Annotated in this window: 31 protein-coding genes and 2 pseudogenes; 20 read left to right on the top strand and 13 right to left on the bottom strand. The window is 68.5% G+C overall.

Annotated elements, in window-relative coordinates; genetic code table 11:
* Positions 1-390, top strand: a 390-nt coding sequence (locus G6048_RS33520) for an ATP-binding protein (protein ID WP_165343365.1), incomplete at its 5' end; no start/stop codon positions are given.
* A 232-nt stretch (positions 391-622) separates the two neighbouring features.
* On the opposite strand, the gene G6048_RS33525 is transcribed toward G6048_RS33520, so the two are convergent.
* On the bottom strand, positions 623-835 hold the full coding sequence (locus tag G6048_RS33525) for a hypothetical protein (RefSeq protein WP_165343362.1): 213 nt from the start codon (positions 833-835) through the stop codon (positions 623-625).
* 913 nt (positions 836-1,748) lie between these two features.
* Here G6048_RS33525 and G6048_RS33530 point away from each other — a divergent pair.
* Positions 1,749-2,180: a GNAT family N-acetyltransferase gene (locus G6048_RS33530; RefSeq protein WP_165343366.1), complete on the top strand. Its 432-nt coding sequence runs from the start codon at positions 1,749-1,751 to the stop codon at positions 2,178-2,180.
* A 567-nt stretch (positions 2,181-2,747) separates the two neighbouring features.
* A complete protein-coding gene (locus G6048_RS33540; RefSeq protein WP_165343367.1) occupies positions 2,748-3,263 on the top strand; it encodes a DinB family protein in 516 nt (171 codons plus the stop codon).
* A gap of 21 nt (positions 3,264-3,284) precedes the next feature.
* Here the strand turns inward: G6048_RS33540 and G6048_RS33545 are convergent.
* Together G6048_RS33545 and G6048_RS33550 are read right to left on the bottom strand one after the other, a co-directional pair.
* A pseudogene (locus tag G6048_RS33545) lies at positions 3,285-4,160 on the bottom strand (IS5 family transposase); the annotation flags it as partial.
* A gap of 101 nt (positions 4,161-4,261) precedes the next feature.
* Positions 4,262-4,843 (bottom strand): hypothetical protein, encoded by a 582-nt coding sequence (locus G6048_RS33550; RefSeq protein ID WP_165343388.1) that lies wholly within the window; start codon positions 4,841-4,843, stop codon positions 4,262-4,264.
* Positions 4,844-5,152: 309 nt separating this feature from the next.
* Here G6048_RS33550 and G6048_RS33555 point away from each other — a divergent pair, with 309 nt between their 5' ends.
* The 14 genes from G6048_RS33555 to G6048_RS33620 all read left to right on the top strand — a co-directional run bounded on the left by G6048_RS33555 (position 5,153) and on the right by G6048_RS33620 (position 17,775).
* Positions 5,153-6,046, top strand: a complete 894-nt coding sequence (locus G6048_RS33555) for a hypothetical protein (protein ID WP_408056196.1) — start codon at positions 5,153-5,155, stop codon at positions 6,044-6,046.
* Between the two features lie 209 nt (positions 6,047-6,255).
* Positions 6,256-6,969 (top strand): Flp pilus assembly protein CpaB, encoded by a 714-nt coding sequence (gene cpaB, locus G6048_RS33560; RefSeq protein WP_165343368.1) that lies wholly within the window; start codon positions 6,256-6,258, stop codon positions 6,967-6,969.
* A gap of 86 nt (positions 6,970-7,055) precedes the next feature.
* Positions 7,056-8,669: an AAA family ATPase gene (locus G6048_RS33565; RefSeq protein ID WP_165343369.1), complete on the top strand. Its 1,614-nt coding sequence runs from the start codon at positions 7,056-7,058 to the stop codon at positions 8,667-8,669.
* Entirely contained in the window at positions 8,666-9,046 is a 381-nt protein-coding gene (locus G6048_RS33570) for a TadE/TadG family type IV pilus assembly protein (protein ID WP_235990642.1), read from the top strand. The genes G6048_RS33565 and G6048_RS33570 overlap by 4 nt, the downstream gene beginning before the upstream one ends.
* Before the next feature lie 42 nt (positions 9,047-9,088).
* On the top strand, positions 9,089-10,429 hold the full coding sequence (locus G6048_RS33575; protein WP_165343370.1) for a CpaF family protein: 1,341 nt from the start codon (positions 9,089-9,091) through the stop codon (positions 10,427-10,429).
* A 31-nt stretch (positions 10,430-10,460) separates the two neighbouring features.
* Positions 10,461-11,399, top strand: a complete 939-nt coding sequence (locus tag G6048_RS33580; protein ID WP_165343371.1) for a type II secretion system F family protein — start codon at positions 10,461-10,463, stop codon at positions 11,397-11,399.
* Positions 11,400-11,412: 13 nt separating this feature from the next.
* Complete coding sequence (locus G6048_RS33585; RefSeq protein WP_165343372.1) at positions 11,413-12,303, top strand: DUF5936 domain-containing protein; 891 nt, start codon at positions 11,413-11,415, stop codon at positions 12,301-12,303.
* A 1-nt stretch (position 12,304) separates the two neighbouring features.
* A complete protein-coding gene (locus tag G6048_RS33590; protein ID WP_165343373.1) occupies positions 12,305-13,726 on the top strand; it encodes a sensor histidine kinase in 1,422 nt (473 codons plus the stop codon).
* Positions 13,719-14,528, top strand: coding sequence for a response regulator transcription factor (locus G6048_RS33595; protein ID WP_165343374.1), 810 nt, complete (start codon positions 13,719-13,721; stop codon positions 14,526-14,528). The genes G6048_RS33590 and G6048_RS33595 overlap by 8 nt, the downstream gene beginning before the upstream one ends.
* A gap of 105 nt (positions 14,529-14,633) precedes the next feature.
* Positions 14,634-14,867, top strand: coding sequence for a hypothetical protein (locus G6048_RS33600; protein ID WP_235990644.1), 234 nt, complete (start codon positions 14,634-14,636; stop codon positions 14,865-14,867).
* 65 nt (positions 14,868-14,932) lie between these two features.
* Complete coding sequence (locus G6048_RS33605; protein WP_408056197.1) at positions 14,933-15,472, top strand: hypothetical protein; 540 nt, start codon at positions 14,933-14,935, stop codon at positions 15,470-15,472.
* 15 nt (positions 15,473-15,487) lie between these two features.
* Positions 15,488-16,081 carry a hypothetical protein gene (locus tag G6048_RS33610; protein ID WP_165343375.1) on the top strand — a complete coding sequence of 198 codons (594 nt, stop codon included), beginning with the start codon at positions 15,488-15,490 and terminating at the stop codon, positions 16,079-16,081.
* A 2-nt stretch (positions 16,082-16,083) separates the two neighbouring features.
* Positions 16,084-16,713 (top strand): OmpA family protein, encoded by a 630-nt coding sequence (locus G6048_RS33615; protein ID WP_165343376.1) that lies wholly within the window; start codon positions 16,084-16,086, stop codon positions 16,711-16,713.
* Positions 16,714-16,869: 156 nt separating this feature from the next.
* A complete protein-coding gene (locus G6048_RS33620; protein ID WP_165343377.1) occupies positions 16,870-17,775 on the top strand; it encodes a PDDEXK family nuclease in 906 nt (301 codons plus the stop codon).
* 16 nt (positions 17,776-17,791) lie between these two features.
* Here the strand turns inward: G6048_RS33620 and G6048_RS33625 are convergent, their stop codons facing one another.
* From G6048_RS33625 to G6048_RS33655, 7 genes are all read right to left on the bottom strand, one after another.
* Entirely contained in the window at positions 17,792-18,025 is a 234-nt protein-coding gene (locus tag G6048_RS33625; RefSeq protein ID WP_165343378.1) for a winged helix-turn-helix domain-containing protein, read from the bottom strand.
* 15 nt (positions 18,026-18,040) lie between these two features.
* Positions 18,041-18,370 carry a hypothetical protein gene (locus G6048_RS33630; RefSeq protein WP_165343379.1) on the bottom strand — a complete coding sequence of 110 codons (330 nt, stop codon included), beginning with the start codon at positions 18,368-18,370 and terminating at the stop codon, positions 18,041-18,043.
* Between the two features lie 89 nt (positions 18,371-18,459).
* Positions 18,460-19,107, bottom strand: coding sequence for a dihydrofolate reductase family protein (locus G6048_RS33635; RefSeq protein ID WP_165343380.1), 648 nt, complete (start codon positions 19,105-19,107; stop codon positions 18,460-18,462).
* A gap of 82 nt (positions 19,108-19,189) precedes the next feature.
* Entirely contained in the window at positions 19,190-19,498 is a 309-nt protein-coding gene (locus G6048_RS33640; protein ID WP_165343381.1) for a helix-turn-helix domain-containing protein, read from the bottom strand.
* The gene (locus G6048_RS33645; RefSeq protein ID WP_328827726.1) at positions 19,498-19,869 is read right to left on the bottom strand and encodes a type II toxin-antitoxin system RelE/ParE family toxin; all 372 of its coding nucleotides are present in this window, start codon (positions 19,867-19,869) and stop codon (positions 19,498-19,500) included. Before G6048_RS33645 ends, G6048_RS33640 begins: the two co-directional genes overlap by 1 nt.
* Positions 19,870-19,970: 101 nt before the next feature.
* Positions 19,971-20,168, bottom strand: a complete 198-nt coding sequence (locus G6048_RS33650) for a hypothetical protein (RefSeq protein ID WP_165343363.1) — start codon at positions 20,166-20,168, stop codon at positions 19,971-19,973.
* A 137-nt stretch (positions 20,169-20,305) separates the two neighbouring features.
* Positions 20,306-20,602, bottom strand: coding sequence for a hypothetical protein (locus G6048_RS33655; protein ID WP_165343364.1), 297 nt, complete (start codon positions 20,600-20,602; stop codon positions 20,306-20,308).
* Positions 20,603-20,763: 161 nt separating this feature from the next.
* On the opposite strand from G6048_RS33655, the gene G6048_RS33660 reads away from it, so the two are divergent.
* Positions 20,764-21,036 (top strand): GntR family transcriptional regulator, encoded by a 273-nt coding sequence (locus G6048_RS33660; protein WP_165343383.1) that lies wholly within the window; start codon positions 20,764-20,766, stop codon positions 21,034-21,036.
* Positions 21,037-21,059: 23 nt separating this feature from the next.
* Here the strand turns inward: G6048_RS33660 and G6048_RS50185 are convergent.
* Positions 21,060-21,392 (bottom strand): annotated as a pseudogene (locus tag G6048_RS50185) (DUF6082 family protein); the annotation flags it as partial.
* Between the two features lie 315 nt (positions 21,393-21,707).
* Between G6048_RS50185 and G6048_RS33665 the strand changes: the two are divergent.
* Together G6048_RS33665 and G6048_RS33670 are read left to right on the top strand one after the other, a co-directional pair.
* Positions 21,708-22,580, top strand: coding sequence for an LLM class flavin-dependent oxidoreductase (locus G6048_RS33665; RefSeq protein WP_165343384.1), 873 nt, complete (start codon positions 21,708-21,710; stop codon positions 22,578-22,580).
* A gap of 100 nt (positions 22,581-22,680) precedes the next feature.
* Positions 22,681-23,466 carry a class I SAM-dependent methyltransferase gene (locus G6048_RS33670; protein WP_165343385.1) on the top strand — a complete coding sequence of 262 codons (786 nt, stop codon included), beginning with the start codon at positions 22,681-22,683 and terminating at the stop codon, positions 23,464-23,466.
* A 32-nt stretch (positions 23,467-23,498) separates the two neighbouring features.
* On the opposite strand, the gene G6048_RS33675 is transcribed toward G6048_RS33670, so the two are convergent.
* Entirely contained in the window at positions 23,499-23,846 is a 348-nt protein-coding gene (locus tag G6048_RS33675) for an ArsR/SmtB family transcription factor (RefSeq protein WP_165343386.1), read from the bottom strand.
* Between the two features lie 55 nt (positions 23,847-23,901).
* Positions 23,902-24,195, bottom strand: a complete 294-nt coding sequence (locus tag G6048_RS33680; RefSeq protein ID WP_235990655.1) for a DUF192 domain-containing protein — start codon at positions 24,193-24,195, stop codon at positions 23,902-23,904.
* Between the last annotated feature and the right edge of the window lie 21 nt (positions 24,196-24,216).

Here is a 24,216-nt window from a genome sequence, read left to right on the forward strand (position 1 = left end):
TGCCACCTCCACCTGACCAACAATCCCCGAGCCCCACGCATCGCCCGCCGCACGATCCGCACGGCCCTCCTCGACTACAACTGCTCCCGCGAACTGGCCGACACGGCAGAGCTGTTGACCTCGGAACTGGTCTCGAACGCGGTAAAACACTCCGACGGCCCGGTAACCGTCAGACTCCGCACCCGCGCCGGAGTCGTCCGCATCGGAGTCATGGACGACCACCCCGAACTCCCCGCCCCTCTGCCCTGTACACCCGACGAAGACTTCGGCCGGGGCCTGTACCTGGTCGACACCTTGGCAAGCGCTTGGGGCCGCTACCCCATCACCGACCCTTCCCGAACGCCCGGCTGGAAGGTGGTGTGGTTCGAACTGACCGCTGACCGTGAATGAGTACGCGTGGTACGAGGCGGAGTTGAGTACCGGCGGTCACGCCCACGCATGTGCGTAACGGCGCGTGCTGAGGCATGCACCCTAGGCTTCGCGAACTCTTGGGTAGGGCAACTGCGCCGGACGGCTACGGTCGGCGAGTGAACGCCGACCACAGTGAGCACATGCGGGGAGCGGGTGATGATGACGTGCAAGCGCGTGGGGGCGGTTCGCTTGGATCCGCTCCCACGCTGCGCTAACTGCTCTGCTTCTTGATGTAAGCGACGGCCGTCATACAGAGACCGAAGACGCCGACGAAGACCGCGGCTCCAGTACCGACCGCCGACACCGGAGACATGCCAAGCGCGGCCCAGAGAAGGCCGCCCATCAAGCCTGCGACCACGGAGACCAGAAAGACAATGACGACTTCGTAGACCCGGTGATTACACACCGGTACCTGAGTGGACAACGACGATCCTTCCGAGTTCTGTCAGAACATCGGCGTCCGGATCTTGCAAGGTTCAACGCACATGCCGGCCGGACGACCAATGCCTACGAGCTGAGGTCGTAGCCAGTACGCATCGCCCGTGTAGCGAACGTCTGGCAACCACGGGGACGAGCCCGCGTGGCCTAAGCACTGCATGTGCATCCCCCTGATCTTGTCCTCAATCGTCAGCAGTCGCCGACCGGTCAGAGGATTCTACTGCCCCAGCACACAACGACCAGTGATGGCAAGGGAGTTGATGTCCTGATAACAACCCTGGGGGCAGCGTGCCAGCCGTCGCAACCACTAGCCGGTATACCGCCCGCAACCTTGCTACTGGCCTTCTTGTCCTCGTCGAGGACCGCTACGGTCGCCGGTTCAAGCGGTCAAACGATCAACGGATATGGCTGGATCCAAGTCCGATGCCAGGACAGCGGCCTCTTGAGGCAGAGGCGCCCACTCAACCGTTCTGAGCGCAGCGCCCTGCCCTCGCCACCCTGGTGAGACAGCCTGACAGTGATCAGATAATCCGATCGAGCGGGCTAAGCCTAAGCCCGGGGGCGCGCCCGTCGCTGTCCGAGTCGATCACGCGGAGTACGAGGCTGCGGTAGTGGGCGAGGCCGAGTCCTGACTCCAAGGCGGAGTGCATAGCGCTGGGCTGTGGGCGTCTGGGGGAGGAAGGCCTCATTGCCGAACTTTTCCACAGCCACCGCGTGATGCTGGACGCGATCCGCTACCTCGTGGACAACGGCATCAAGTGGCAAGTTCTTGAGAGTCGGGACAGGGATGTGACCTTTCTGGGGGCTGCATGGCCGGGAAGGTGCGGGATGTGCCAGGTGCGGTGACGGCCTGTTGTCGGCTGCTTCTGCGGCCTGAGAGAGCGAGGCAGTATGAGGCCGTGATCACACAGATTTCGAGAGACGATCTGTCACTGCTTGAGCGGGCAGCCCGCCACTTCCGTGGAGTCGAGGAGGCCGATGTGGTTCGGGCGTTTGCTGACACGCCCAGCGCACTCGCCTTCGTGGCGGCCGATGGGTCAGAGATCCTTGGGTGGTGCTGGGGGCACCATCTGGCGCGTCCGGACTCGTCGTCGATGCTTTATGTCCACCAACTTGAGGTGGCGGAAGCCCATCGTCGTCGCGGCGTCGGACGGGATCTTCTTGGCGCCTTCATGGAGGCCGGAGCGAAGGCCGGGGCCACGAAGATGTTCTTGACCACCGGGGAGGCGAATGTGGCGGCCCGGTCCCTCTACGAATCCCTTGGAGGTGGGCTTGCTGCGCAGGGCCCCACGGTGAACTACTGGTTTCTCCTCGATCTGCACCAGGGATGAGCGCGGCTATTGGCCGCCGTTGTCTCCGCGCGGAGTGATCGTGTTCGTGAGCTGGGTCAGGGACACGAAGTGGTCGGTGGTGCCCAGTTCCCTGAGGGTTGGGCCTGCCGGAGTGGGTGTGTCTGCGAGGCGTTCCGCGAGGGCGGCGACCGCCTCGCGGTCTAGCGGCGCACGAGAACGGACGCATCGCCGTGGTGGACCGAGCCGACTCGAAGCGCGAGACGCCGCCGACAGCGTCCGTGTGGCTGGTGCAGTTCCCCTCGCCGTCGTACGTCCACGACTCGGAGGTCCCATCGGCGGCAGTACGGCGGGCCGGGTGGCCCTCGATCGTCCACTCCAGGCGAGTCGTCGCCCCTCGGAGAAACCCCGGCCCGCGCTCGCCGTGCCGATCATTCCCAGTTCACGCAACTCGTCCAGCGCCAGCGTGATGCCCTCGGTGATGAGGCTTAGGGCCTGTCCGGCGGATCTTGCCAGGCTCTCCCCGAGCACGGCTGGTGCTGTGGCACTTGACGGTGCTTCCGATCAATGGAGTCGACACCCGTTCCGAGCTGCGGGAAACTCCTGGCGATGACTCAACGAACCGACACGCCTCCTGCGTGGGACGAGCGTGCGCAGCTGGTCACCTTCCTGGATTACGCCCGTGACACCGCGCGCGCCAAGTGTGAGGGCGTGTCCGCCGAAGACGCCCGCAAGGCCCCGCTCCCGAGTTCACCGCTGATGACGTTGTGCGGGCTGGTCAGCCATCTGCGTTGGGTCGAGTACTACTGGTTCCAACTGATGTTTCTGGGTGAGGAGCTCGTGGGGCCGCTGACCGAGGCGACCGATGATGATCCCGATCCTGAGATGCGGACAGCAGTCGACATCCCGTTGCCCCAGCTTCTTGCCGAGTACGAGGAGCAGAGCGCCCGCTACCGTCGCCTGGTGTCCGACCACGACCTGGACTCAACGGCCAAGCGTCCCATCAGCGACGGCCGCCACGTCGACCTTCGGTGGGTGATCCTCCACCTCATTGAGGAGACGTCCCGCCACAACGGCCACCTCGACGTCGTGCGTGAGCTCGTCGACGGGCGGACCGGCGCCTAAGACCTGTCGTACGGGTTGCGAGCGGAGCCACAGTCGGATCGCTGCCACTGTGACCGTGCCGTGGAAGACGTAGGCCCGCTTGTCGAACCGCGTGGCCACGGCCCGGAAGTTCTTCAGCGCATTGATGGTCCGCTCGACTTCGTTCCTCCGCTTGTAGATCGTCTTGCCGAAACCAGTAGGCCGTCCGCCCTCGCTGCCACGGCGTTTCCGGTTGGCTCGCTGGTTCTTCGGTTCGGGGATGGTGTGCTTGATCTGGCGCCTGCGCAGGTAGCGGCGGTTTCGCCGGGAGGAGTACGCCTTGTCACCGCCGAGATGTTCCGGCCGGGTGCGAGGGCGGCCTCCGCCGAGCCGGCCGACGCGGACGCGTTCCATGACGGGGATGAGCTGCGGTGCGTCGCCCCACTGGCCCGGAGTGATCAGCAGGGACAGCGGGCGACGGCCGCCTTCACCAGCGAGGTGGATCTTGCAGGTCAGTCCGCCCCGGGAGCGTCCAAGTCCCTCGTCGGGGCGGTGCTGCCGGGGCGTGCGTCTTTTCCCCGGCACCCGCGGAGGTCTTCTTAGCGCTCCGGCAGCGTGCTGGTGAGCCCGGCAAGTAGTGGAGTCCACGCTCACCATGGACCAGTCGATGCGGCCTTTCGCGTCGGCGTCGGCCAGGACGGACGCGAAGAGCTTGTCCCATGTGCCGTCAGCCGACCAGCGTCTGTGCCGCTCGTACACGGTCTTCCACTTCCCGAAGCGCACAGGCAGATCCCGCCACGGCACCCCGGTCCGATTCCGGTACAGGATCCCGTTGATAACCCTACGGTGGCCAGCCCAACAGCCGCCGCGCTGCCCGGACTTCGGCAGATGCCGCTTCAGCCGGGCCCACTCCTCGTTCGTGAGATCTCCCCGCGACATGAACACGCCAACGAACGGATCTCCCGGAAGTCACATGATCCGCCGGACAGGCCCTAGCCCCTGAACTTGCAGATCCCTGCCGTCGACGCCACCGCCGTCGCTCATCGCGCCAACTCCCCGTTTCCATCAGGCGTTTCCCGTACGTCCTTGGGGGCGTCGTCCTCCGCATCCATCGCCGCCCCGTCCGGCACGATCCCCCGCACCGGAGGAAACAGCGCCCCCTCGCCCTCACTCCCGACATCCAGCGCCACCCCATACGGCTCCGACATCGCGGGAATCGCCGCATCCAGCAATCGGGCGCCCAGAACACGCTCATACGCCCACTCCCGTGCCCCTTCACTCCGTGCGATGGCGAATCGGGCAAGCGCCGCTTCGTCCGAGAAGGCGTAGATCCACCGGATACCGCCGAACTCCGCGGTCAGCGGGGAGCCGTCCTCCCCGAGCGGCAACAGCACGGCCGTACGCCGGAACTCGCCCAGCAAGGCGGCGGCTTCGCGCCGGCGGAGGCTCGCCTGGTCCTGCTCTTGTTCTGCTCTTGCGCCTGCCCCTGCCCCTGCCCCTGGTCCTGCGCCGGAGCGTCGACCGCGGTCGTACGCGCGGGTGTGCTCGCGGGCGTGCCGACGGCCGCGCTCGCAGTCGCGCTCACGCCCGTACTCGCGTCGACGTCCTCTATGTAGTCCCAGATCCGGGACCTACGTATATGTCCCGCCCCCGCGCAGTCTCCCCCGTGATCAGACATGAGTGCGATCATGGCATCGCCCCATTACCGAACGCAACGCGGCCAACCCCCAGCCAGGGACCTCAACGCGCCCGCTATACGGCCGAGTTGAGGCATATGCGTCTCACGCTGTGTCGATCACCCTGCACCTTCGGTGAGTTGATCTCGGAGATTCGGTGTTGATCGGGCCATGCCGTGGATATGGTTCTGCTGCAAGACGACGTCACAGGGGCGATCTGAGGCGGTGGTCGTCCACCCCGCCGCAGTGGACGGGGTGGTGTGCAGCGTGCCGACCGCGATAGCAGTCACCAGTTCCGATCTGGTGCTCCCGGTTCACGACCGGCAGACGCCGCCCGCCGCCGTCCAGCCCCTCGACAGCCTCGAGAGCTCCCTCACGGGGATGCACGCGCTCATCGAGCAGCATGGATATGTGATCGCGTTATACCCGGCGTCCGTCTCCACCGACGTCACCCGGAGACTGCACGCCGTACGTTCCGTACTCGAGAGCGACCGCATCGCCCTCCTCGGCGTCGATCTGCCGCCGCTCGGCCTCGCCCTCCTCGCCCAGCAGCTCCGCCAGCTCTCCGTCTGCGACTTCAGCCCGGGCGTGCTCGCCTCCTCCGCACGGCTGCTCGCCCACTACATCTACGCCGGCGCCCTGCTCGGCTCCGTCGCCAAGCTCGACCGGATCCCGGTGTCCCTGAAGTCCCACGCCAAGTCGTGGGTGCCGGGCGCCCAGTTCGCCGTACTGGCCAATCCGCGGCCCCAGCTCCTACGGCTCGGCCAAACGGAAGAGAAGCTGGCCGGGCCCGAGTTCGGCACGCGGATGCTCATCGCGCCCGGGCAGCTGCCCGGCGACTGGATCACCACGACGCTCGCGCCCGCCTGGCGCGTACAGGGCGTCGCCACCGTGCCGCTGCCCGCCGAGTCCGCGCGCTGGTGGGGCACGGGGAAGGTCGCCGAGTTCGCCGCGGGACTGCACGACGTGTCCGTGCTCTACCAACTGGTCTCGTCCGTACGGCGCGAGGAGTGCCACTGGTGCGGCCTTGAACTCATCGGCGACCGATGCGGTTTCTGTGCGGCACCTTTGCTCCCGCCGCCGGAGCTTCCGAGCGCCGCCGGACGGGCAGCTTCTTCTGTACGCGCCTTGCCACGAGGCACTACGTAAGTCACGTACGTACATCTGAACAGCCAGAGCCACAGCACCACGAACAGAACTTGAGCACCAGACACGACCGCTCGACCCCCGCTGTCCCCGCCCCCGATAGAGGTTGCCCGCGTCATGCTGCATCACCCTGGGGGACAACCCCCAGACCCCCGGCCGGAAAAGCATGGCCCGCTCAACTACCCGGTACGTCCCTACGAGGTGAGCTTTCAGTGAACTCGCGCCAGCGCCGCGGCGTCATCCTGCTGGTCCTCTCGGTCCTGTGCGCCGTAGGCGCCTTCGCCGGAGTGCTCTCGGTGATCCGCGACGTGAACTCGAAGGTCGGACCAGAGGTCGCGGCGTACCGCCTGAAGAGCGATGTCGCGCCCTACCGGGAGCTGTCGGCCGACCAGTTCGAGAAGGTCGAGATGCCCGAGCGGTGGCTGTCCTCGACCGCCGTCACCGACCTTTCCGAGATCCGCGGCAAGATCGCGGTCACCCGGCTCGAGAAGGGCTCCCTGCTCCAGCAGGACATGATCGTGGACCGGCCCGAGCTGGAAGCCGGCCAGCAGGAGATCGCGATCATGATCGACGCGGCGACCGGTGTGGCGGGGAAGATCAACCCGGGTGCGCGGGTCAACATCTACGCCACCTTCGAGGCCGAGAACGACAACGGCAAGGACCAGTCGAAGGTCATCGTCGAGAACGCCAGGGTCATCGACGTCGGCAAACTCACCGCCCTCGACCCCTCCCAGAACAGCGACGACCGCCGCCGCACCGCGACCGAGGCCGTCCCGATCACCTTCGCCCTCACCACCGCCGACACCCAACGCGTCGCCTACGCCGAGTCGTTCGCGACCCATGTACGGCTCGCCCTGGTCGCGGGCGGCTCCGACACGGTCGTCGCGCCCGGCGACCGCTCGTACACCCTCGACGAGGACAAGTAGGAGGCCGTGATGCGCTCAGCCCTCACGAAGGCGTCCCCGAATGCGTTCCCGGGTGCATCCCCGGATGCATCCCCGAAGGTGTGCCGATGACCATCCGCATCCTCCCGGCCGTCGGCGACATCGACTCGGCCCGCGCCCTCTCCACGCTGCTGAGCCAGCTCCCCGACGCCGAACCCGCCGCGCCCGTCCCGGACACCACGGCGCTCCTGGACACCCTGGCGCGGCTCGCGGCGGAGTCCCTGGACGAGTTGCCCGAGGTCGTGCTCGTCCATGAGCGGATCGGTCCGATGCCCGCGCTGGACGTCGTCCGCGACGTGGTGATGCGGTTCCCGGCGGTCGGGGTCGTGCTCATCACCGCCGACACCAGTACGGGCGTACTGACCGCGGCGATGGACTCCGGCGCCCGCGGCATCATCGGCCTGCCCCTCGGCTACGACGCCCTCGCCGAACGCGTCCAGGCCGCCGCCGCCTGGTCACTCGGCATGCGGCGCCATCTCGGCAGCGGTACGCCGGAGTTGTACTCCGGGCCCGGCGGCACCGTCGTCACGGTCACCGGGGCGAAGGGCGGTGTGGGCGCGACGGTCACAGCCGTCCAACTCGCCCTCGCGGCACGGGCGTCGGGCCGTACGGTCGCCTTGCTGGACTTCGATCTCCAGTCGGGCGACGTGGCCTCGTACCTCGATGTGCAGTTCCGCCGCTCCGTGGCCGACCTCGCCGGGATCAGCGACATCAACCCGCGCGTCCTCCAGGACGCCGTCTACACCCACGACACCGGGCTCGGGCTGCTCCTCGCACCAGCCGAGGGGGAGCGCGGCGAGGAGGTCACCGACCGGGCGGCCCGCCAGGTCCTCCAGGCCCTGCGTACCCGTTACGAGGTCGTGGTCGTCGACTGCGGCGCCCAGATGAACTCCGCGACCGCCGTCGCCGTCGAACTCGCCGACCAGGCCCTCCTCCTCGTCACCCCGGACGTCGTCGCCGTCCGCGCCGCCAAACGCATGGTCCGCCTCTGGGACCGCCTCCAGATCCGCAAGGCCGAGGAGACGCTGACGGTCGTCAACCGCGCCTCACGCGGTACGGAGATCCAGCCGTCCCTCGTCGAACGCGTCACCGGCACGAAGGTGGCCCACGTCGCGGTACCGGCCGCCTTCAAGGAACTCCAGTCCGTGGTCGACGCGGGCCGCATGCAGGACCTGGACGCCCGCTCGACCGTGAAGCAGGCGCTGTGGGCCCTGGCCGGCGAGCTGGGCCTGGTCGTCCAGCAGGAGAAGGGCGGCAAGCGCCGCAAGCCCTCCGGCGACCGAGGCGCCCTGGCGCTGCGCCGCAAGGGCGGCGACCGGGGAGCGGTGACGCTGGAGTTCGCCGGGATGTTCCCGCTGCTGCTGGTCGTGATGACGATCCTGTGGCAGTGCGTGCTGTATGGCTACACGTACTCCCTGGCCGGGAACGCGGCGGACGAAGCGGCGCGGGCGGCTACGGCGGCGGCCGCCTCCGGGGCGGGCGCGGGGGCTGCCTGTCAGGACGCGGGCCAGGAGAATCTGCCCAACGCCTGGCAGGACGCGGTCATCGAATGCGGTGGCGACGGGACGGTCATGAGGGCCACGGTCACCGCCCAAGTCCCCCTCTTCTTCCCGGGCTTCGATGCGGGCTGGGAGGTCGAAGGTGAGGCAGGCGCCGCGCTGGAAGGGGAGGACGACGGATGAACGTACTCCGGAAACTGCGCAGCCGGGCCAGGGACGACCGTGGCGTCTCCATGCTGGAGTTCGCCGGTTTCCTGCCCGTCCTCCTGCTCGTCGGGCTGGCAGCCATCCAGCTGGGCCTCGTCGGATACGCCGCCAACCAGGCCGGCTCCGGCGCACGTGCCGCCGCGCGGGTCGCCTCACAGGGCGAGGCGGGCGAGGCGGCCGGGTACGCCGCGATGAGCGACTGGCTCGACGCGAACGTATCCGCTCCGGAAGGGGGCGGCGACACGACCACCGCCACGGTGACCGTGCAGGTCCCGCTGCTCATCCCGTTCGTGGGGGAGGGCTGGCAGGTGGAGAAGAAGGCCACGATGCCCAACGATGACGATGACGGCTGACCCTCGTACGGAACGACCCTCCCCTGGAAGGGAGTTGAAGACATGAGCCTCAAGGCCCGTATCGCCGCCCCCGAAGAGGGCGGAGCCGGCCGCGAGGACGGCCACCTCGTCGCCGTCTACCGTGCCAAGCTGCTCGAGGAGATCGACCTGGCCGAGATGTCCAGCCTCGCGGCGGCCGAGCGGAGGCTGCGCCTAGAGCGGGTGCTGGGGCACATCATCAGCCGCGAGGGCCCGGTCCTGTCGTCTTCCGAGCGCTCGCAACTCATACGGCGAGTCGTCGACGAAGCGCTCGGGCTCGGCGTACTGGAACCCCTGCTCGCCGACGCGTCCATCACCGAGATCATGGTCAACGGACCTGACTCCATCTTCGTGGAGCGAGCGGGCCGCGTGGAGCAGTTGCCCCTCCGCTTCGCCTCCAACGAGCAGCTGATGCAGACCATCGAGCGCATCGTGTCGACGGTCAACAGGCGCGTGGACGAGTCGAACCCCATGGTCGACGCCCGCCTCCCCACCGGCGAGCGCGTCAACGTCATCATCCCGCCGCTCGCCCTCACCGGCCCGACCCTCACGATCCGCCGCTTCCCCCGCGCCTACACGCTCCCCGAGCTCATCGGCCTCGGCTCGCTCGACGAGCAGATGCTCATGCTGCTCGCGGCCTTCGTCCGGGCCCGCTTCAACGTCATCGTCAGCGGCGGTACCGGCACCGGCAAGACCACCCTCCTCAACGCCCTCTCCGGCCTCATCCCGGCCCACGAGCGCATCATCACCATCGAGGACTCCGCCGAACTCCAGCTCCAGCAGGAGCACGTGATCCGCCTCGAGTCCCGCCCCCCGAACGTGGAGGGCAAGGGCCAGATCACCATCCGCGACCTGGTCCGCAACTCGCTGCGTATGCGCCCCGACCGCATCATCGTCGGTGAGGTCCGAGGCGGCGAGACCCTCGACATGCTCCAGGCCATGTCGACGGGCCACGACGGTTCGCTGGCCACCGTGCACGCGAACTCCGCCGAGGACGCCCTCATGCGCCTCCAGACCCTCGGCTCGATGTCCGAGGTCCAGATCCCCTTCGAGGCGCTGAAGGACCAGATCAACTCGGCCGTGGACGTGGTCGTCCAGCTCGCCCGCCACGCGGACGGCTCCCGCAAGATCACCGAGATCGCCCTGCTCATCTCGCACGGCCGCGAACAGTTCCGTATCGCCCCCGTCACCCGTTTCGTGCCGCGCCCCACCGGTCCCGACCGCGTCGTCCACGGCCACTTCGAGCATCTCCCGCTGCCCCGCCCGGTCGCCGAGAAGCTGTACGTCGCCGGTGAGCCGCTGCCTCCCGCCTTCCGCGTGGCCGAGGCCATCGACGTACTCCAGACGAGGCAGGCCATCGGATGACCTCCACCACCAAGACTGAGAGGAGCGAGCCATGAACAACCCCGCCCTGCTCGCCCTCGGCGCCACCGTCCTGTGCGGCACACTCGCCGTCGCGGGCGTGCACACGTACGCGTCCGGCCGCGCCCAGCGCCAGGCCCTCGTCGACCGCCTCTCCGGCGGCCCGCTCCGCAGCGCCGCGGGCCGCGCCCGCCGTTTCGCGGCCGTCGACCGCCGCCTGCGCCACACCCGACTGGGCCGCGGCATCCACCTGCGGCTCTCGGCCACGGGACTCGATCTGACGGCGGGCGAGTTCTTCACGTACGTCACTGCCGTCGTCGTAGCGCTCTGGCTGATCGCAGCCGCCGCCCTGGCCCCCTTCTTCGGCCCCATCGCGGCCGCGATGGGCGTCTGGGGCTCCGCGATCTTCCTCAACTGGCAACGCCAGAAACGCATCGAGGCCTTCATCAACCAACTCCCGGACGTGGCCCGCCTCCTGGCCAACGCCTCCGCCGCCGGCCTCGCCCTGCGTACGGCCCTGGCGATGGCCGCGGAGGAACTGGAGGCCCCGGCCGGTGAGGAACTAGCCCGCGTCGCCGACCAGTTGAGCCTCGGCCGCTCCATCGACGACACACTCGGCGAACTCGCCGAACGCCTCCCATCCCGCGAACTAGTCGTCCTGGTCACCACCCTGGTCCTCTCCAACAAGGCGGGCGGCTCCGTCGTCAACTCCCTCCGGAACCTCACCCAGACCCTGGAGGACCGCAAGGAAACCCGCCGCGAGGTCCGCACGATGCTCTCCGAGGTCAACGCGACCGCCTTCACGGTCCCGCTCCTGGGCCTCGGCTCGCTCCTGCTCATCAACTCCTCGAACGAGGGCGCCCTGGCCCGGGTGACCGGCTCCCCGGTCGGCCAGATCCTCGTCCTCATCGCCATGGGTCTCTACACGGTCGGCTTCTTCGTCATCCGCCGACTCGGCAAGATCGAAGTGTGAGGGGGGAGTTACGTTGCTGGCCTTGCTGCTCGCTCTCCTGTCGGGCCTCGCCGTCGCGGGCCTCCTCTTCGGCATCCGTATGCTCCGCGCGGAAGCCAAGCTCCCCGGGGACCTGGCCCTCGCTCTGGAGGTCGGATCCACCCGTGTCTCGCAGGCCGACTCCGCGGTCGACCGCCTGGGCATGCGCTTCGCGCCCCTCGTGCTGCGCCTGATGGGCCCACGCCGCGTCGACGCCAAGCGCCGCCGTATCGACATGGCGGGCAACCCCGGCGGCCTGACCCTGAACCGTTACGCGGCCCGCCGCGCGGTCTACGGCATCTTCGGCGTCGTACTCGGACTGGTCTTCTACACCAATGGCCAGCTCCTGTTCGCCGCCCTGACCCTGGCCTTCGGCCTCCTGGCCGCTGACGCCCTCATCTGGCAGGCCGTCCGCGACCGCAAGGAGGTCATCGACCGCACCCTCCCCGACTTCCTCGACGTCCTGGCGGTCGTGGTCTCGGCGGGCCTCGGCTTCCGCCAGGCCCTGGACCGGGTGGCGGACCACTACGAGGGCCCGTGGGCGGACGAGTTGAGGATCACGCTCCGCCAGATGGACATGGGCGTAAGCCGCCGCCAGGCCTTCGACGAGCTGCGTAAGCGCAACTCGTCCGAGCAGGTGGCCCAGTTCGTCTCGGCGTTGCAGCAGGGAGAGGAGCTGGGTTCCCCCATCGCGGACACCTTGATCCAACTGGCCACGGACATGAGGAGGACGGACGCCCAGAACTCCCGCCGCAGGGCCGCGAAGACGATCCCCAAGGCCACGATGGTCACGCTGGTCTTCATGCTCCCGGCCACGATGATCCTGATCGCGACGGGGATGTTCCTGGGCTCGGGGACGAACTTCGGCTCGATTTTGGGACGTTGAGATGGGCGGGGTCTGGAATCGCGCGCACGAGGCTTGGCTAGCCCTGGCAAGTGGGGCCCCAACTGCCAAGCGAGCCGCAGGCTACTTCGCAGACGACGCGGCAGCACCTGGCAGCGTTCGTCTCCAGCTCAACGCCCTACAGGCCCTGTGCCGCCAGGCCTTCGCCGTCCGCCTGACACTGATCGCGATCGGCGCCCCTTTCGCGACGGCCAACGCGACAGAAGGCCTGCCCCGTTACGGCGTACTCGCCGCAGCCGTACTCGGCGTCATGGGCTCGTACGCCATGCTCAGGGACTGGGACCGCTTCGCCCCCCGCCTCCTCGCCCACCCCACCCTCATGGCGGTGGACCTGGTCTTCGGCGCGATCCTCCTGCTGACGGCATCCCCGGCATCCCCCCTCGCGTACGCGGCCGTCTGTACTCCCCTCCTCTCCGGCCTGCTGTACGGCTGGCGCGGCTCCGGCATCTTCACCGGCCTCCAACTCGTCGTCCTGCTCACGGTGTTCAGGGCCTGGGAACACCGCCCCGGCACCGGCGCCAGCACCCTCCTCATCGCCGGCTTCTGCATCGCGGCCGGCATCATCGGCGTAACCCTGCGCAATCTGATGTTCCACTTCGGCACGGCCAGCCAGGCACTCGCGGAGGCCAACTCGCGCCTTGCGGTGGCGGAGGCCGTCGAGTCCGAACGCGCCCGCCTCGCCCGCGAGATGCACGACTCGGTGGCCAAGACCCTGCACGGCCTGGCCCTGGCGGCGGAGGCGCTAGCAGTCTCCGCCGACCACGCCACGGATCCGCGTGCGCTGAAGGACCAGGCGGCGACGGTGGCGGGGGCGGCCCGCCGAGCGGCGGCGGAGTCCCGCGACCTCCTGACGGACCTCCGCCACCACACGGCCCTGTCGACCCCACCCACAGACCTGCGAACGGAACTGACGGCAAGGCTGGACGACTTCGAATCTCGTACGGGCATCAGGGCGGCCCTCGCCTACCGGGCAGCTCCCACCCTCGTACTCCCTCCCGGAGCCCCTCACCAACTCCTGGCCATCCTCTCGGAGGCCTTGGAGAACACACACCGGCACGCGATGGACGCGACGGGGGTGGAGGTAACCCTCGATGCCGATGCCGATGCCGATGCCGATGCCGATGCCGATGCCGAAGGCGACGCCTCGACACTGCGCCTGACCGTACGAGACGACGGAACCGGCACGTCCGTATCCCTCGATGACGTACAACACCTGGCGAAATCCGGCCACTTCGGTCTGCTGGGAATGCTGGAGCGCGCGACGTCGATCGGCGCGGGCATCGAGCTGCGCCGAGGCGAGCACGGAGGCACGGAGGTCAAGGTGGACCTCCCCCTGACAACGTCGGGCACTCCGCTGCCCGTACCCCCCTCACACACGCCCCAAGAGGAGGCCGCACATGCCTGACCAGGCACTTCCCGGCCCGCCCTTACGAGTGCTCGTGGCCGACGACAACCCGGTCGTACGGGCGGGCCTCGCCGCCCTGCTCGACGCCCACCCCGACATCCGGGTCGTCGCGCAGGCGGCGAACGGAGCGGAGGCGGTCACGTATGCGACCAGTCACTGCCCCGACGTGGCCCTGCTGGACGTACGTATGCCCGGCAGCGACGGCCTGACCGCGCTGCCCTCGCTGGCGCGCCTGGCGCCGGTGATGATGCTGACGTACAGCCGTGAACCCGAGGTGGTGGCGGAGGCGTTGCGCCTGGGTGCGGTGGGTTATCTGGTCCACGGCGAGTTCACGGCAGAGGAACTGATCACGGCGGTACGGGACTTGAGGGACCGTAGGGCTACGTTCACGGCGTCTGCCGCGGCTGTCGTTTCGGACGCGACTGTCTCGAATTCGGTGGACCCGGAATCCGCCTCTGAAACTGTCTCGGAATCGCTCAGCGTTTCGTACGAACCGAACGAATTCCCTTCGCACGTGCAACCAGTCATGGCACAGTCGTCAAAGGCCCGACTCGCCTACGCGGCGGGGCTCCACGGTCGCGACGACAACGGACGGGATTTCGGACTGAGTTCACGGGAGGTGGAGGTCATGGATCTCATCGCGGCCGGCATGAACAACCGCCAGATCGCCGCCACCTGCTTCATCAGCGAGAAGACCGTCAAGAACCACATCAACCGCATCTTCGCAAAGTTGCACAGTTCTTCGCGCAGCGAAGCGATCGCTTATTGGCTGGGTACGGCTCACGGGGGGTGGAACCGATGACTCCAGACTCGGGAAGTTGGGTCCCTGGACCCACCCGGAGTGGGCGGGGTGTCACGTACGGTGCGCGGGACGGTAGTGGTGTTGTTGGACGGGAGGACAGCGGCCATGGTGGCGAAGATGTCGATGCAAGGCGTCAAGCGCGGGCTCGGGACGTGGAGGCGGACCGTTGTCTCCCGGATGCGGGGGAGCGAGCGGGATCGCGGGGCGGGCTTCGTGGAGTATGCGGGGCTGATGATTTTGATTGCGGGGATCTTTACGTTGATCGACGGGCTGGGCTTGGACGGGCTCATCTCGCAGGCGATCCTGACAGCGGTACAGAACGTCGTCGGAGGAGGCTGACAGCCCGACGACATTTCGGCGACCGAGGGCAGACTCTCCCCATCTACATCTGGCTGACGGGGATTCTGCTCTTCGCCGCGGTCGCCCTCTTCGCGTTTGCCCAGGCAGCGTCCGCGCGGAATGGAGCTCAATCCGCTGCGGACGCTGCTGCGTTGGCGGCTGCGCAGGAGCATCGGGACGAGCTGATGGAGGAACTGGAAGGCGCCATCGGCGTGGACGACAACTGGCTGGACTGGCTCGACCCCGCTGAGGCCACGGGTGACGGGGCCACCGCCGCGGCCCAACAACTGGCCGCTGCGAACGACTCGAGTCTCCAGGGCGGTGCCCAGCGTGTGGAGGTGAACGGCTTCCCCGGATACGAGGTGGGGATCCAGACGAACTACACGGTCGGGGACTCGATCATCCCGGGCACGGAGACAGTTCGGGCAACGGCCCAGGCCACGGCCGTCATCGAACCGCGCTGTGACTTCGAGGTGCCCGATGACCCCCTGGATGTCGTCGAACTCGATTGTGACGGCGAACCGATCGAGATCGACCCCGAAGATTTCGTTTTGGACGACCTTCCCGACGCGTCCGTGCTGTTCTCTGTGTATCTGGCCGAGTGAAAGGAAGCCGGACCGATGGCATTTCGGCACACCATGAAGGGCCGCACGGTACTGACCGCGGTGGCGATCACGTCTGGGCTGGTCCTCACGGTGGCCGGCTGCGGCGGGGGAGGCGACGGCGACGAGCCGGACAAGAACGCGTCGTCCTCGTCGCCTGCGAAGACCGAAGGAAGCGACGACAAGCAGGAATCACAAGACCCCGGCCCTGAGCAGGCGTTGGCCGAGGTCAAGGGAGGCGGCCTGACCCTCACTGTCACCTCTGCCACCCGGGACGAGGGCGGCTTCGTCACTGTCGAAGGAACGGTGACGAACGGCAGTGGCCAGCCCTGGGTGGGTGCTGACTGGCGGGGCGACGAGAGTGAACTGGTCAAGAACGGCGGGTCCATCGCAGGCGCGAGTCTGATCGACCAGACGGGCAAGAAGAAGTACCTCGTCCTTCGCGACACCGAGGGGCGCTGCCTGTGCACCCGGTTCACCGGCGGCGTGGGGTCGGGCGACACCACGGAGTGGTTCGCTCAGTTCCCCGCCCCGCCGGAAGACACCACCAAGGTCGACTTCCAGGTCGGCGCCATGCCCCCGGCCTCCGTCGAACTCTCCGAGGGCGAGTAGCCATGCCCCTCCCCTCATCCCTACGGATCACCGCGACCACAGCTACAGCCCTCACCGCCCTCGTCTTCATGACCCCCCTCACTCCCGTACACGCCGACGAAGGCGACCCCAGCGAACCCCCCGGCAGCGTCACCACCCCCCAAGCACCAGAGGTGGACGCCAACAGCCCCGGCCTGAAGCTCGCCGACGGCGCGACGCTCGCGCCCGCGCGGGTGCTGGACATCAAGTCGGTGGTCGAAGACCTCGGGGGCGAGGAACGCCGCGAGGACACGAACGAGGACGTGACGTTCGCGCTGCAGGCGGAGGTGCTGTTCCCCAAGGACAGCTCGAAACTGAACCCCGAGGCCCGGTCACGTATCCAGGCGATCGCGGACGAGATCAAGGCTCAGAACGCCACGAAGGTCCGCGTCTTCGGCTTCACGGACAACCTCGGCTCGTACGCCCATGGTGTGACCCTCTCCAAGAACAGGGCCGAGGTGGTCCACGACGAACTGGCAGCCGCCGGCCTGGGCGCGGATGTCACCTTCGAGGTACGCGGCTACAGCGAGGACTACCCCATCGCAGACAACACCTCAGAACAGGGCCGCCGCAAAAACCGCCGAGTGGAGGTGACGTTCCCGAAGGGGGAGTAAGGGATTGGAGCATTTGCCCTCCCTCCCCGCCGCCCGACCTGCATCAACGCGGCAAGGAACCGCAACAAACGCACCAATCCTCGCCTTACCACCGCCACGGCCCCGGGTTATCCACAGGGGGCAGTGGCTCCCCCTCCTGTACGGCAGGGTTGCGGGATGGGGGAACTGCGGAGTCTGGCCGTGGGCGGTGTGCTGCTCACCGTGTGGGCGTTGGAGGCCGGATGGGCTCGGGATGCGCTCAGTCGGCGGCTCGGAGCCGAAGGGTGGGTGAAGATTTACCAGGGAGCCTGGGCGGTGCCAGGGGCGCGGGTGGATCTACGGATGCGGTTGTTCGCCCGCCAGGCGGCGGTACCGCGTCTTGTGGTGAGCCACAGGTCGGCGGCGGCGCTGTGGCGTATCGAAGTCCTGCGTGATGAGGTTGTCGAGTTCACGGACCCGGCCGCCGTCGCACGGCACCGTGGTGTACGGGTGCACCGCCTCGCCGTACCGTCGCAGGACATCCAGGTGCGGCAGGGGCTGCGGGTTACGGGCGTGCCGCGCACCCTTGCCGATCTTCTGCGGGGAGGCCCACGGGACGAGGCCCTGATCGCCGTGGACTCGGCGCTCACCCGTCGTACGGTGCGTGGGATCCGGCGCGGCCCGCTCGCCCAACTTGGGGCGATCGAGGACGCGTTGGATGCTCCACTGCTCGGCGCGAGCCGGGCCCGCCGCTGGCTCGCGCTCGCCGACCCGCTCTGCGGTTCGCCAGCCGAGACTGTGGCACGGCTGCGGATGCGTGACGCGGGCCTGTACCCGGAGTCGCAGGTGACCCTCGTGACGCCGAACGGCCGTATCTGCCGCCCGGACTTCCTGTTCCGGGCGGCGGGCCTGGTCGTCGAGATCGAGGGGTACGCCTACCACGGCTCCCGTGACGCGCACCGGAGGGACATCGACCGGTTCAACGAGGTGGCCCTCTGCCCGGAGGTCCGGGCGATCCTCCGCTTCACCGCCGAGGACGTCTCTCACCACCCCGACCGGATGATCGCGAGGATCCGCAATGCGCTGGCCCACCTGGGCAGTTGACCGGGCACGGCACCGATCACTCCGCTGGGGCGTCGTCGGCGGTGGCGGCTTCTGGTGAGACGTACGTCCCGCGCTGGGGAACCGTGAACACCAGCCCCTCCTCGACGAGTACGGCAATCGCCCGGCGCACGGTCGTCCGCGCCAGTCCGTACTGCTGCACGAGTTGCGTCTCGCTGGCGATCGCTCGGTTGGGGAGCCGGTCTCCGCGCTTGATGGGCGCCCGCAGGATGTTGATTGAACGGCCCGGCATGAGGGCCAGATCGCGCTACTCCAAATTGCCGAGAGTCCCCTGCGGCCCCTCCGCCACGATTGCGCGGAATGCCTCGACCATGGCTGCCACTCCGCCCTCGGGCACGATCACGAGATCAGCACACTGGAAGAAGTCTCCACCGCCATACTCGCCGGTTTCCCTCCATCGACTCATCACCGTTTCGATCGCACCGAGAGTCATGAAACTTGCACTCCACCGGGTGCCGTCAGGGAGTCGCAACTCGGCGTCAACGTCCTCTACGGTTTCCGTCGAGTCATCGGCGCCGAGCATGAAAAGCGCGGTGAACTCCGGTTCCCTGACGACGTGGTAGACGTCTTCTTCCACGGGTTCGACGTGATTACTGTCCATAAATCAGCTTGAGCCTCGCGAATACTGACGTTGACCGGTGCCCCGAACTTGATGACCGAGGCGGTTCAGAGCCCCGCCCGGGTGAACGTCAGGTGCGTGACTCCGCTGGGCGAGGAGGCGGCCTCGACCTCGTAGTCCTTCTCGAGGTCCTCCAGTCCGTCCCAGAGGCGTGAGCCTCGGCCGAGCAGGATCGGGACCACCACGACGTGCAGCTGGTCGATGAGCCCGGCGGCAAGGAAGTCGCGGACCACGGTGGCGCCGCCGCCGATGCGTACGTCCTGGCCGTCCGCGGCCTCGCGGGCCGTCTCGAGCGCCTTGGCGGGCGAAGTGTCGAGGAAGTGGAACGTCGTGCCGCCGTCCATCTCGATCGACGGGCGGGTGTGGTGGGTCAGGATGAAGGTGGGTGTGTGGAAGGGCGGGTTGGGCCCCCACCACCCCTTCCACTCCGGGTCCTCGTGCCATCCGGGGTAACCGAACTTCCCGGCGCCCATGATCTCCGCGCCGATCCCGGGCTCGAACTGCCGCGCGAAGGCGTCGTCGAGACCGCGGCTCCCGCCGGGTTGGCGGGTCATCTCGTGCCAGAACCGGGTGGCGAACATCCATCCGTGCAGCCGCTCGCCGGCGTGGCCGAACGGCGCGTCACGGCTCTGGGGCTCACCGGTGCCGAAGCCGTCGAGCGAGATGGCGAAGTTGTGGACGCGGGCGAGTGACATGGCTGGCGACTCCTGTCCTTCTGCGGGACGAGCTTCGTCGGATCAACTCGGTCATGAAGCGAGCGTTGCGCACAGCGGCTGTTCAGGCAGCGTGTCCCTCGAAACGGAACTCGGGGCTGGTGCGTGGGTCGATTCGTGCACCTGACTCAAGTGCGGTTGCCAGTTGCTCGAGGAGCTCGAGAGTCGGATCGACCCCGCTCTCTTCGATGGACTCGATGTCCTCTTCGGACATCCCGGCCCGGCGCGCCAGTTCAGCAGTGCTCCAGCCCAGGGCCGAGCGCCGGTCGTAGACCGCCTGGGCGAAGTCCATCCGCCGCCCCGCGGCGCGGTATGCGGGGTCTTCGCGGTGCTCGGACGGGACCTTCCACGTGGTGTGGTATCCGCTGCTCATCAGGCCTCCTCGCCCCTACTGTAGACGCCGTGTTCGCCCGCCGGAGGGTGCTCGGCCTCGCAGCGCTTTCGTGCTCTTTGCGCTCTCAGGACTTCGTCAGCCTCCCGCATCCTCGTCTTCCGGAAAACCGTGAGCAGCACTGCCCTCCGGCCGGGAGCCAGCCAGTACGTCACGCGGAATGCGCCGATGCGCAACTCGCGCAGCCCGTCGCCGAGGTGGCTCGCCAAGGGAAACGGCAGGGCCGGACCGTCGGTCGCGAGTCGATCGGCGAATCGTTCGGCGGCCCTGTAGTCCGGAGGCGCGAGCACCTCCGGCCACGCCCGCACCTCAGGCTCAATTTCGATTGTGTAGAGGTCGGGCGGTTCCGGCACTTTCGCTCCGTTCGTATGGGGCTTACGAGTCTTCGTGCTGGCGGTCAGCCATGCCCGGGCGCCTGGCCGACGCCCGGGCATGGTGTGAGGCCACCCGACAGCTACTGCGTCCGACAGTGCGGGCATCCGCACGGCGGGTATGCCGACGTACGCGGCACCGGGCCCGTACGACCACCGGCCAGGACCTCGACTTCACCCCGGTCCTCGGTCACGGCGCCCTCAGCGCTGACCTTGTAGACGCGGAGAGTGAGGCGGGAGCGCCGGCGAGGGGTTTCTGGGAGTTCCAGCGGGTCGGTCATGGGCGCGTAGTGATCGGCGCAGGCGGGGCACGCGTAGACGTTGAAGCCAGGGCCTGTTGCTGCGTGTACCTCGTGCACGAGTACCGGGCGGCTCGTCGTGCGGTGGCAGCGGGCGCACATCCGCATGGCGGGGCGCGTCATCGGGTGGCCGCCGGTACGCGGACGCCGTGGATATGGGTGGGGCCGACGTCGATGCCGAGGGTGGCGAGGTAGAGGGCGCGGCGGCGTTCGCGTTGGCGGCGGTGTTCGGCGGGGTCCAGGACGTAGGGGCGTACGAGAGGGGACGCACTGCCGTCGATGCGTTCGGTGAACCTGGGCGCAGGGGCGGGGATGAACCGCAGGGGCGGGATCGTTCCGAGGCGGTGGCGGCCTCGGGGGCGTGGGGTGCAGATGCTCAGCACCCAAGCGAGCAGTCGGAGAGTAAGGTCCAGCACGTCGGCGCTCCTTCGAAGCGTTCGGCCACGCCCCGGGACGGCCGCAATCCGTCGCCGGGGTCCTCCATGCACTGAGACTCAACTTAGCTCGACTTGTATCGCTACGTATAGAGACGTATCTCGATGACAGAGACCTTATCTGTACGAGTAACTTCCTGATCATGAACTTCCAGCCGGACGCTGAAATCGATCACGAGGGACCGGTTACGCCCTACCAGCAGCTGGCGGGCATCCTGCGTGCCCGCATCGCACGGGGGGACTGGCAGCCCAACCGGGCCATCTCCAGTGAGACCCAGCTCGTGCAGCAGTACGGGCTCGCGCGTACGACCGTCCGGCGCGCGATCGCGGTGCTCGTCGAGGAGGGGTTGGTCTTCACCGTTCCGCAGCGGGGGACGTACGTAGCTCCGCAACTGGAGGCCCCCGAAGGCGAGTGACCCGCAAGCCTGATGGCCATCCGCATCAGTTCGGTGTGTGCGGTGCGCATGCCCTGTTCGCGGTTGGCCTTGCTCTCGCGGGCCTGGAACACGAGCGAGGCGCCCACACCCGCGAGCGCCAGCCCGGCGATCAACGCGGAGACCGCCCCGTACGCCTGGGCCACATTGCCGACGCGCTGCCAGTCGCTGTCGGAGCCGTCGGGGCCGTAGGCGCGTAGGGCAAAGGGGGAGAGGAGGACGAGGGCGGCGGAGACGGCTATCGCCAGGACCGAGAGGGCGATACGGACGGCGGGGGTGCTCAACGCGCGGCGGCGTCCGTTCGCGGGGCGGTCGGGGGCGCCGGAGTCACTGCTCATCGCGCGCGTCCCTTCCGGCTCGGGCGGCCAGCAGTGGCGCGGTCACCCGGTGGTGGAAGGAGAGCAGCTCCTCACCCTCGCCGGGCGAACCCGGCGCCGAAGTCGGCTTCCCACGGGCGGTGTTGTCCTGGTTGGTCTGTTCCCATCGGTGTCATCTCCATCTCCCTTGTGGGGCAGGTGAGTTGATCATGTGGGCGGGCGTGACGCCAACAAGCGGGATGGGGGGCGGCAATGGGGCGAATGCGCCAGGTCGGCACATCGGTGGGCGACGCAAAAGCAGTTGTTCATGTGGGCATCTCGGGCTAGGAAGGGCATATGACTGCTCTCGGTGCCGTGTTCCGGCCTCAACTGCCGCCCGAAAAGCTGCGAGACGTGGCCCGTGCCGCCGATGCGGCGGGGCTTGAAGAGCTCTGGCTCTGGGAGGACTGTTTCCTGGAGGGCGGGGTCTCCGCAGCGTCCGCCGCGCTCGCCTGGACCGAGCGGCTGCGGGTCGGGATCGGGCTGCTGCCCGTGCCCCTGCGGAACGTCGCCGTCACCGCCATGGAGACCGCCACGCTCGACCGCCTGTTCCCCGGTCGCTTCACGCTGACCGTCGGGCACGGGGTGCAGGACTGGATGGGACAGGTCGGCGCGCGGGCCGAGTCGCCGGTCACGTTGCTCCGCGAGTACCTGGACGCGCTACGGGGCCTGTTGCGCGGCGAGCGCGTCACCACCGACGGGCGGTACGTGAAGCTGGATGACGTCGCGCTCGACTGGCCGCCGCCCACCGCCCCCGAAGTCCTCGCCGGTGTCACCGGCCCGCGCTCGCTGCGCCTGGCCGGCGAGGCCGCCGACGGCACGCTGCTCACGGCCAGCACCCCGCCGGAGGGCGTACGGAAGGCTCGCCAACTCATCGACGAGGGGCGGAAGTCGGTCACCCGCACCGACCCCCATCGCATCGTCGTCTACCTCCTCACCGCCACCGGCCCGGACGCCGCCCCCCGCCTCATGGCCGAACTCACCGCCGAGGGCGAGGACAAGATCCCCGGCCTCGGAGCCGCCGGCGACGCCGACACGGTCGCCAAGGCCGTACAACGCCTGGCTGACGCCGGAGCCGACACCGTGATCCTCCAGCCCACCGCCGACGAACCGGACCCCGAGGGCTTCGTGCGGTTCGTGGCGGAGGAGGTACGGCCACTCGTTCCGTAGCAACATCTGAGCAGCTACGAGCTGTGGCGCGGAAGTCCCGTCGCCATGGCCGAAGAAATACGGTCGCGGGCCCGCACGACCGGCTGCCACGATCAGCCCCATGAGCCAGTCAGCCCACTCGACCCAGTCACCCACCAGCTTCGAAGAGCTCGTCGCCGAAGCCGAAGCCGCCCCCACCGAGGGCTGGGACTTCTCCTGGTTCGAGGGGCGGGCCACCGAGGCGCGCCCGTCGTGGGGTTACGCGCGGGCCATGGGGGAGCGGCTGGCGAAGGCCGAAGCCGCGCTCGACATCCAGACCGGCGGCGGCGAAGTCCTCAACTCGGCGGACCGGCTCCCGCCCCTCACCGTCGCCACCGAGGGCTGGCCGCCGAACGTCGCCAAGGCCACCGCCCTCCTCCGTCCGCGCGGCGCGGTCGTCGTCGCGTCACCGGAGGACGCCCCGCTGCCGTTCGCGGACGGGACGTTCGACCTGGTCACAAGCCGGCACCCGGTCGGCCCGCAGTGGGCCGAGATCGCGCGCGTCCTCAGGCCGGGCGGCACGTACTTCGCCCAGCACGTGGGTCCGAGGAGCGCCTACGAAGTGGTCGAGTACTTCCTCGGTCCGCAACCGGAGGGGCAGAGCGCCGACCGCCACCCCGACCGCGAGCGCGCCGGCGCCGAAGCCGCCGGACTGGAGATCGTCGACCTGCGGGCGGAACGGCTGCGGATGGAGTTCTACGACATCGGTGCCGTCGTGCACTTCCTGCGCAAGGTGGTGTGGATGGTCCCCGGCTTCACCGTCGACCAGTACCGGGACCGGCTGCGCACCCTGCACGAACGGATCGAGGCGGAGGGCCCGTTCGTGGCCCACAGCGCCCGCCAGCTCATCGAGGCCCGCAAGCCATAGAGGGCACAGGCCTGGCGGGTACGGGCGATGGCTCAGGTCTCGTCCCGCAAGCCCAGCCGCAAGTGCTCCACATGATGCAGCGCCTGCTCCAGCAGTTCGGCGACATGGTCGTCGTACAGCGCGTACACGATCGACCGGCCTCGCCGCTCGCCCGTGACGAGCCCGAGGTTCCGCAGCAGCCGGAGCTGGTGCGAGCAGGCGGACTGCTCGAGGCCCGCCGCCTCCGCGAGTTCGCCGACCGCGCACGGGCCCTCCTGGAGGCGGGCCAGTATGCGCAGCCGCGAGGGCGTGGCCAGGGCCTGGAGCGTGGCGGCGACGTCCACGGCGCCTACGGCGTCCAGACGTTCGCGGGTGCTCTTCTCATCGACTCCGTGGCCCATGACGTCATCGTATCGACGCGGCCGGATCGGCGGCCGTCAGAATTATCGGCGGCCGTCAGAAGTTCCGTACGGTGACGCGCACTCCGGGGCGCAGGCCCCACCGCTCCATCGTCCCGGCTTCCGCCTCCAGTACGTGGCGGGCCCGGAACCTGGGCAGTCCAATACGTCCCGGACGCATCGTCCGGACCGCCAGGACCCGAAACTTCCGGTCCAGGTACGCGACATCGATCGCGAACCGCATGCCCCTCGTGTGCACCGCGCTCGCGGGCGTCAGCAGGAGCGCACCCTCGATTCCGTCGCGGCCGAGGAGGCCGCGGCGCCGTGCCCGGCGGGATTCGGCTAGCTCCAGGGGGACGGGGGCCGGGGTCTG

It is taken from the genome of Streptomyces ureilyticus (assembly GCF_011045025.1).
Classification (GTDB): Bacteria; Actinomycetota; Actinomycetes; order Streptomycetales; family Streptomycetaceae; genus Streptomyces; species Streptomyces ureilyticus.

What these genes read in the sequence shown, in the direction of transcription:
- G6048_RS33540 (WP_165343367.1), top strand. Translation starts at nt 2,748, where the DNA reads ATGACTCAACGAACCGACACGCCTCCTGCGTGGGACGAGCGTGCGCAG.
- G6048_RS33565 (WP_165343369.1), top strand. Translation starts at nt 7,056, where the DNA reads ATGACCATCCGCATCCTCCCGGCCGTCGGCGACATCGACTCGGCCCGC.
- G6048_RS33570 (WP_235990642.1), top strand. Translation starts at nt 8,666, where the DNA reads ATGAACGTACTCCGGAAACTGCGCAGCCGGGCCAGGGACGACCGTGGC.
- G6048_RS33575 (WP_165343370.1), top strand. Translation starts at nt 9,089, where the DNA reads ATGAGCCTCAAGGCCCGTATCGCCGCCCCCGAAGAGGGCGGAGCCGGC.
- G6048_RS33580 (WP_165343371.1), top strand. Translation starts at nt 10,461, where the DNA reads ATGAACAACCCCGCCCTGCTCGCCCTCGGCGCCACCGTCCTGTGCGGC.
- G6048_RS33590 (WP_165343373.1), top strand. Translation starts at nt 12,305, where the DNA reads ATGGGCGGGGTCTGGAATCGCGCGCACGAGGCTTGGCTAGCCCTGGCA.
- G6048_RS33595 (WP_165343374.1), top strand. Translation starts at nt 13,719, where the DNA reads ATGCCTGACCAGGCACTTCCCGGCCCGCCCTTACGAGTGCTCGTGGCC.
- G6048_RS33600 (WP_235990644.1), top strand. Translation starts at nt 14,634, where the DNA reads ATGGTGGCGAAGATGTCGATGCAAGGCGTCAAGCGCGGGCTCGGGACG.
- G6048_RS33610 (WP_165343375.1), top strand. Translation starts at nt 15,488, where the DNA reads ATGGCATTTCGGCACACCATGAAGGGCCGCACGGTACTGACCGCGGTG.
- G6048_RS33615 (WP_165343376.1), top strand. Translation starts at nt 16,084, where the DNA reads ATGCCCCTCCCCTCATCCCTACGGATCACCGCGACCACAGCTACAGCC.
- G6048_RS33620 (WP_165343377.1), top strand. Translation starts at nt 16,870, where the DNA reads ATGGGGGAACTGCGGAGTCTGGCCGTGGGCGGTGTGCTGCTCACCGTG.
- G6048_RS33625 (WP_165343378.1), bottom strand. Translation starts at nt 18,025, where the DNA reads ATGCCGGGCCGTTCAATCAACATCCTGCGGGCGCCCATCAAGCGCGGA.
- G6048_RS33635 (WP_165343380.1), bottom strand. Translation starts at nt 19,107, where the DNA reads ATGTCACTCGCCCGCGTCCACAACTTCGCCATCTCGCTCGACGGCTTC.
- G6048_RS33640 (WP_165343381.1), bottom strand. Translation starts at nt 19,498, where the DNA reads ATGAGCAGCGGATACCACACCACGTGGAAGGTCCCGTCCGAGCACCGC.
- G6048_RS33650 (WP_165343363.1), bottom strand. Translation starts at nt 20,168, where the DNA reads ATGACCGACCCGCTGGAACTCCCAGAAACCCCTCGCCGGCGCTCCCGC.
- G6048_RS33660 (WP_165343383.1), top strand. Translation starts at nt 20,764, where the DNA reads ATGAACTTCCAGCCGGACGCTGAAATCGATCACGAGGGACCGGTTACG.
- G6048_RS33665 (WP_165343384.1), top strand. Translation starts at nt 21,708, where the DNA reads ATGACTGCTCTCGGTGCCGTGTTCCGGCCTCAACTGCCGCCCGAAAAG.
- G6048_RS33670 (WP_165343385.1), top strand. Translation starts at nt 22,681, where the DNA reads ATGAGCCAGTCAGCCCACTCGACCCAGTCACCCACCAGCTTCGAAGAG.
- G6048_RS33675 (WP_165343386.1), bottom strand. Translation starts at nt 23,846, where the DNA reads ATGGGCCACGGAGTCGATGAGAAGAGCACCCGCGAACGTCTGGACGCC.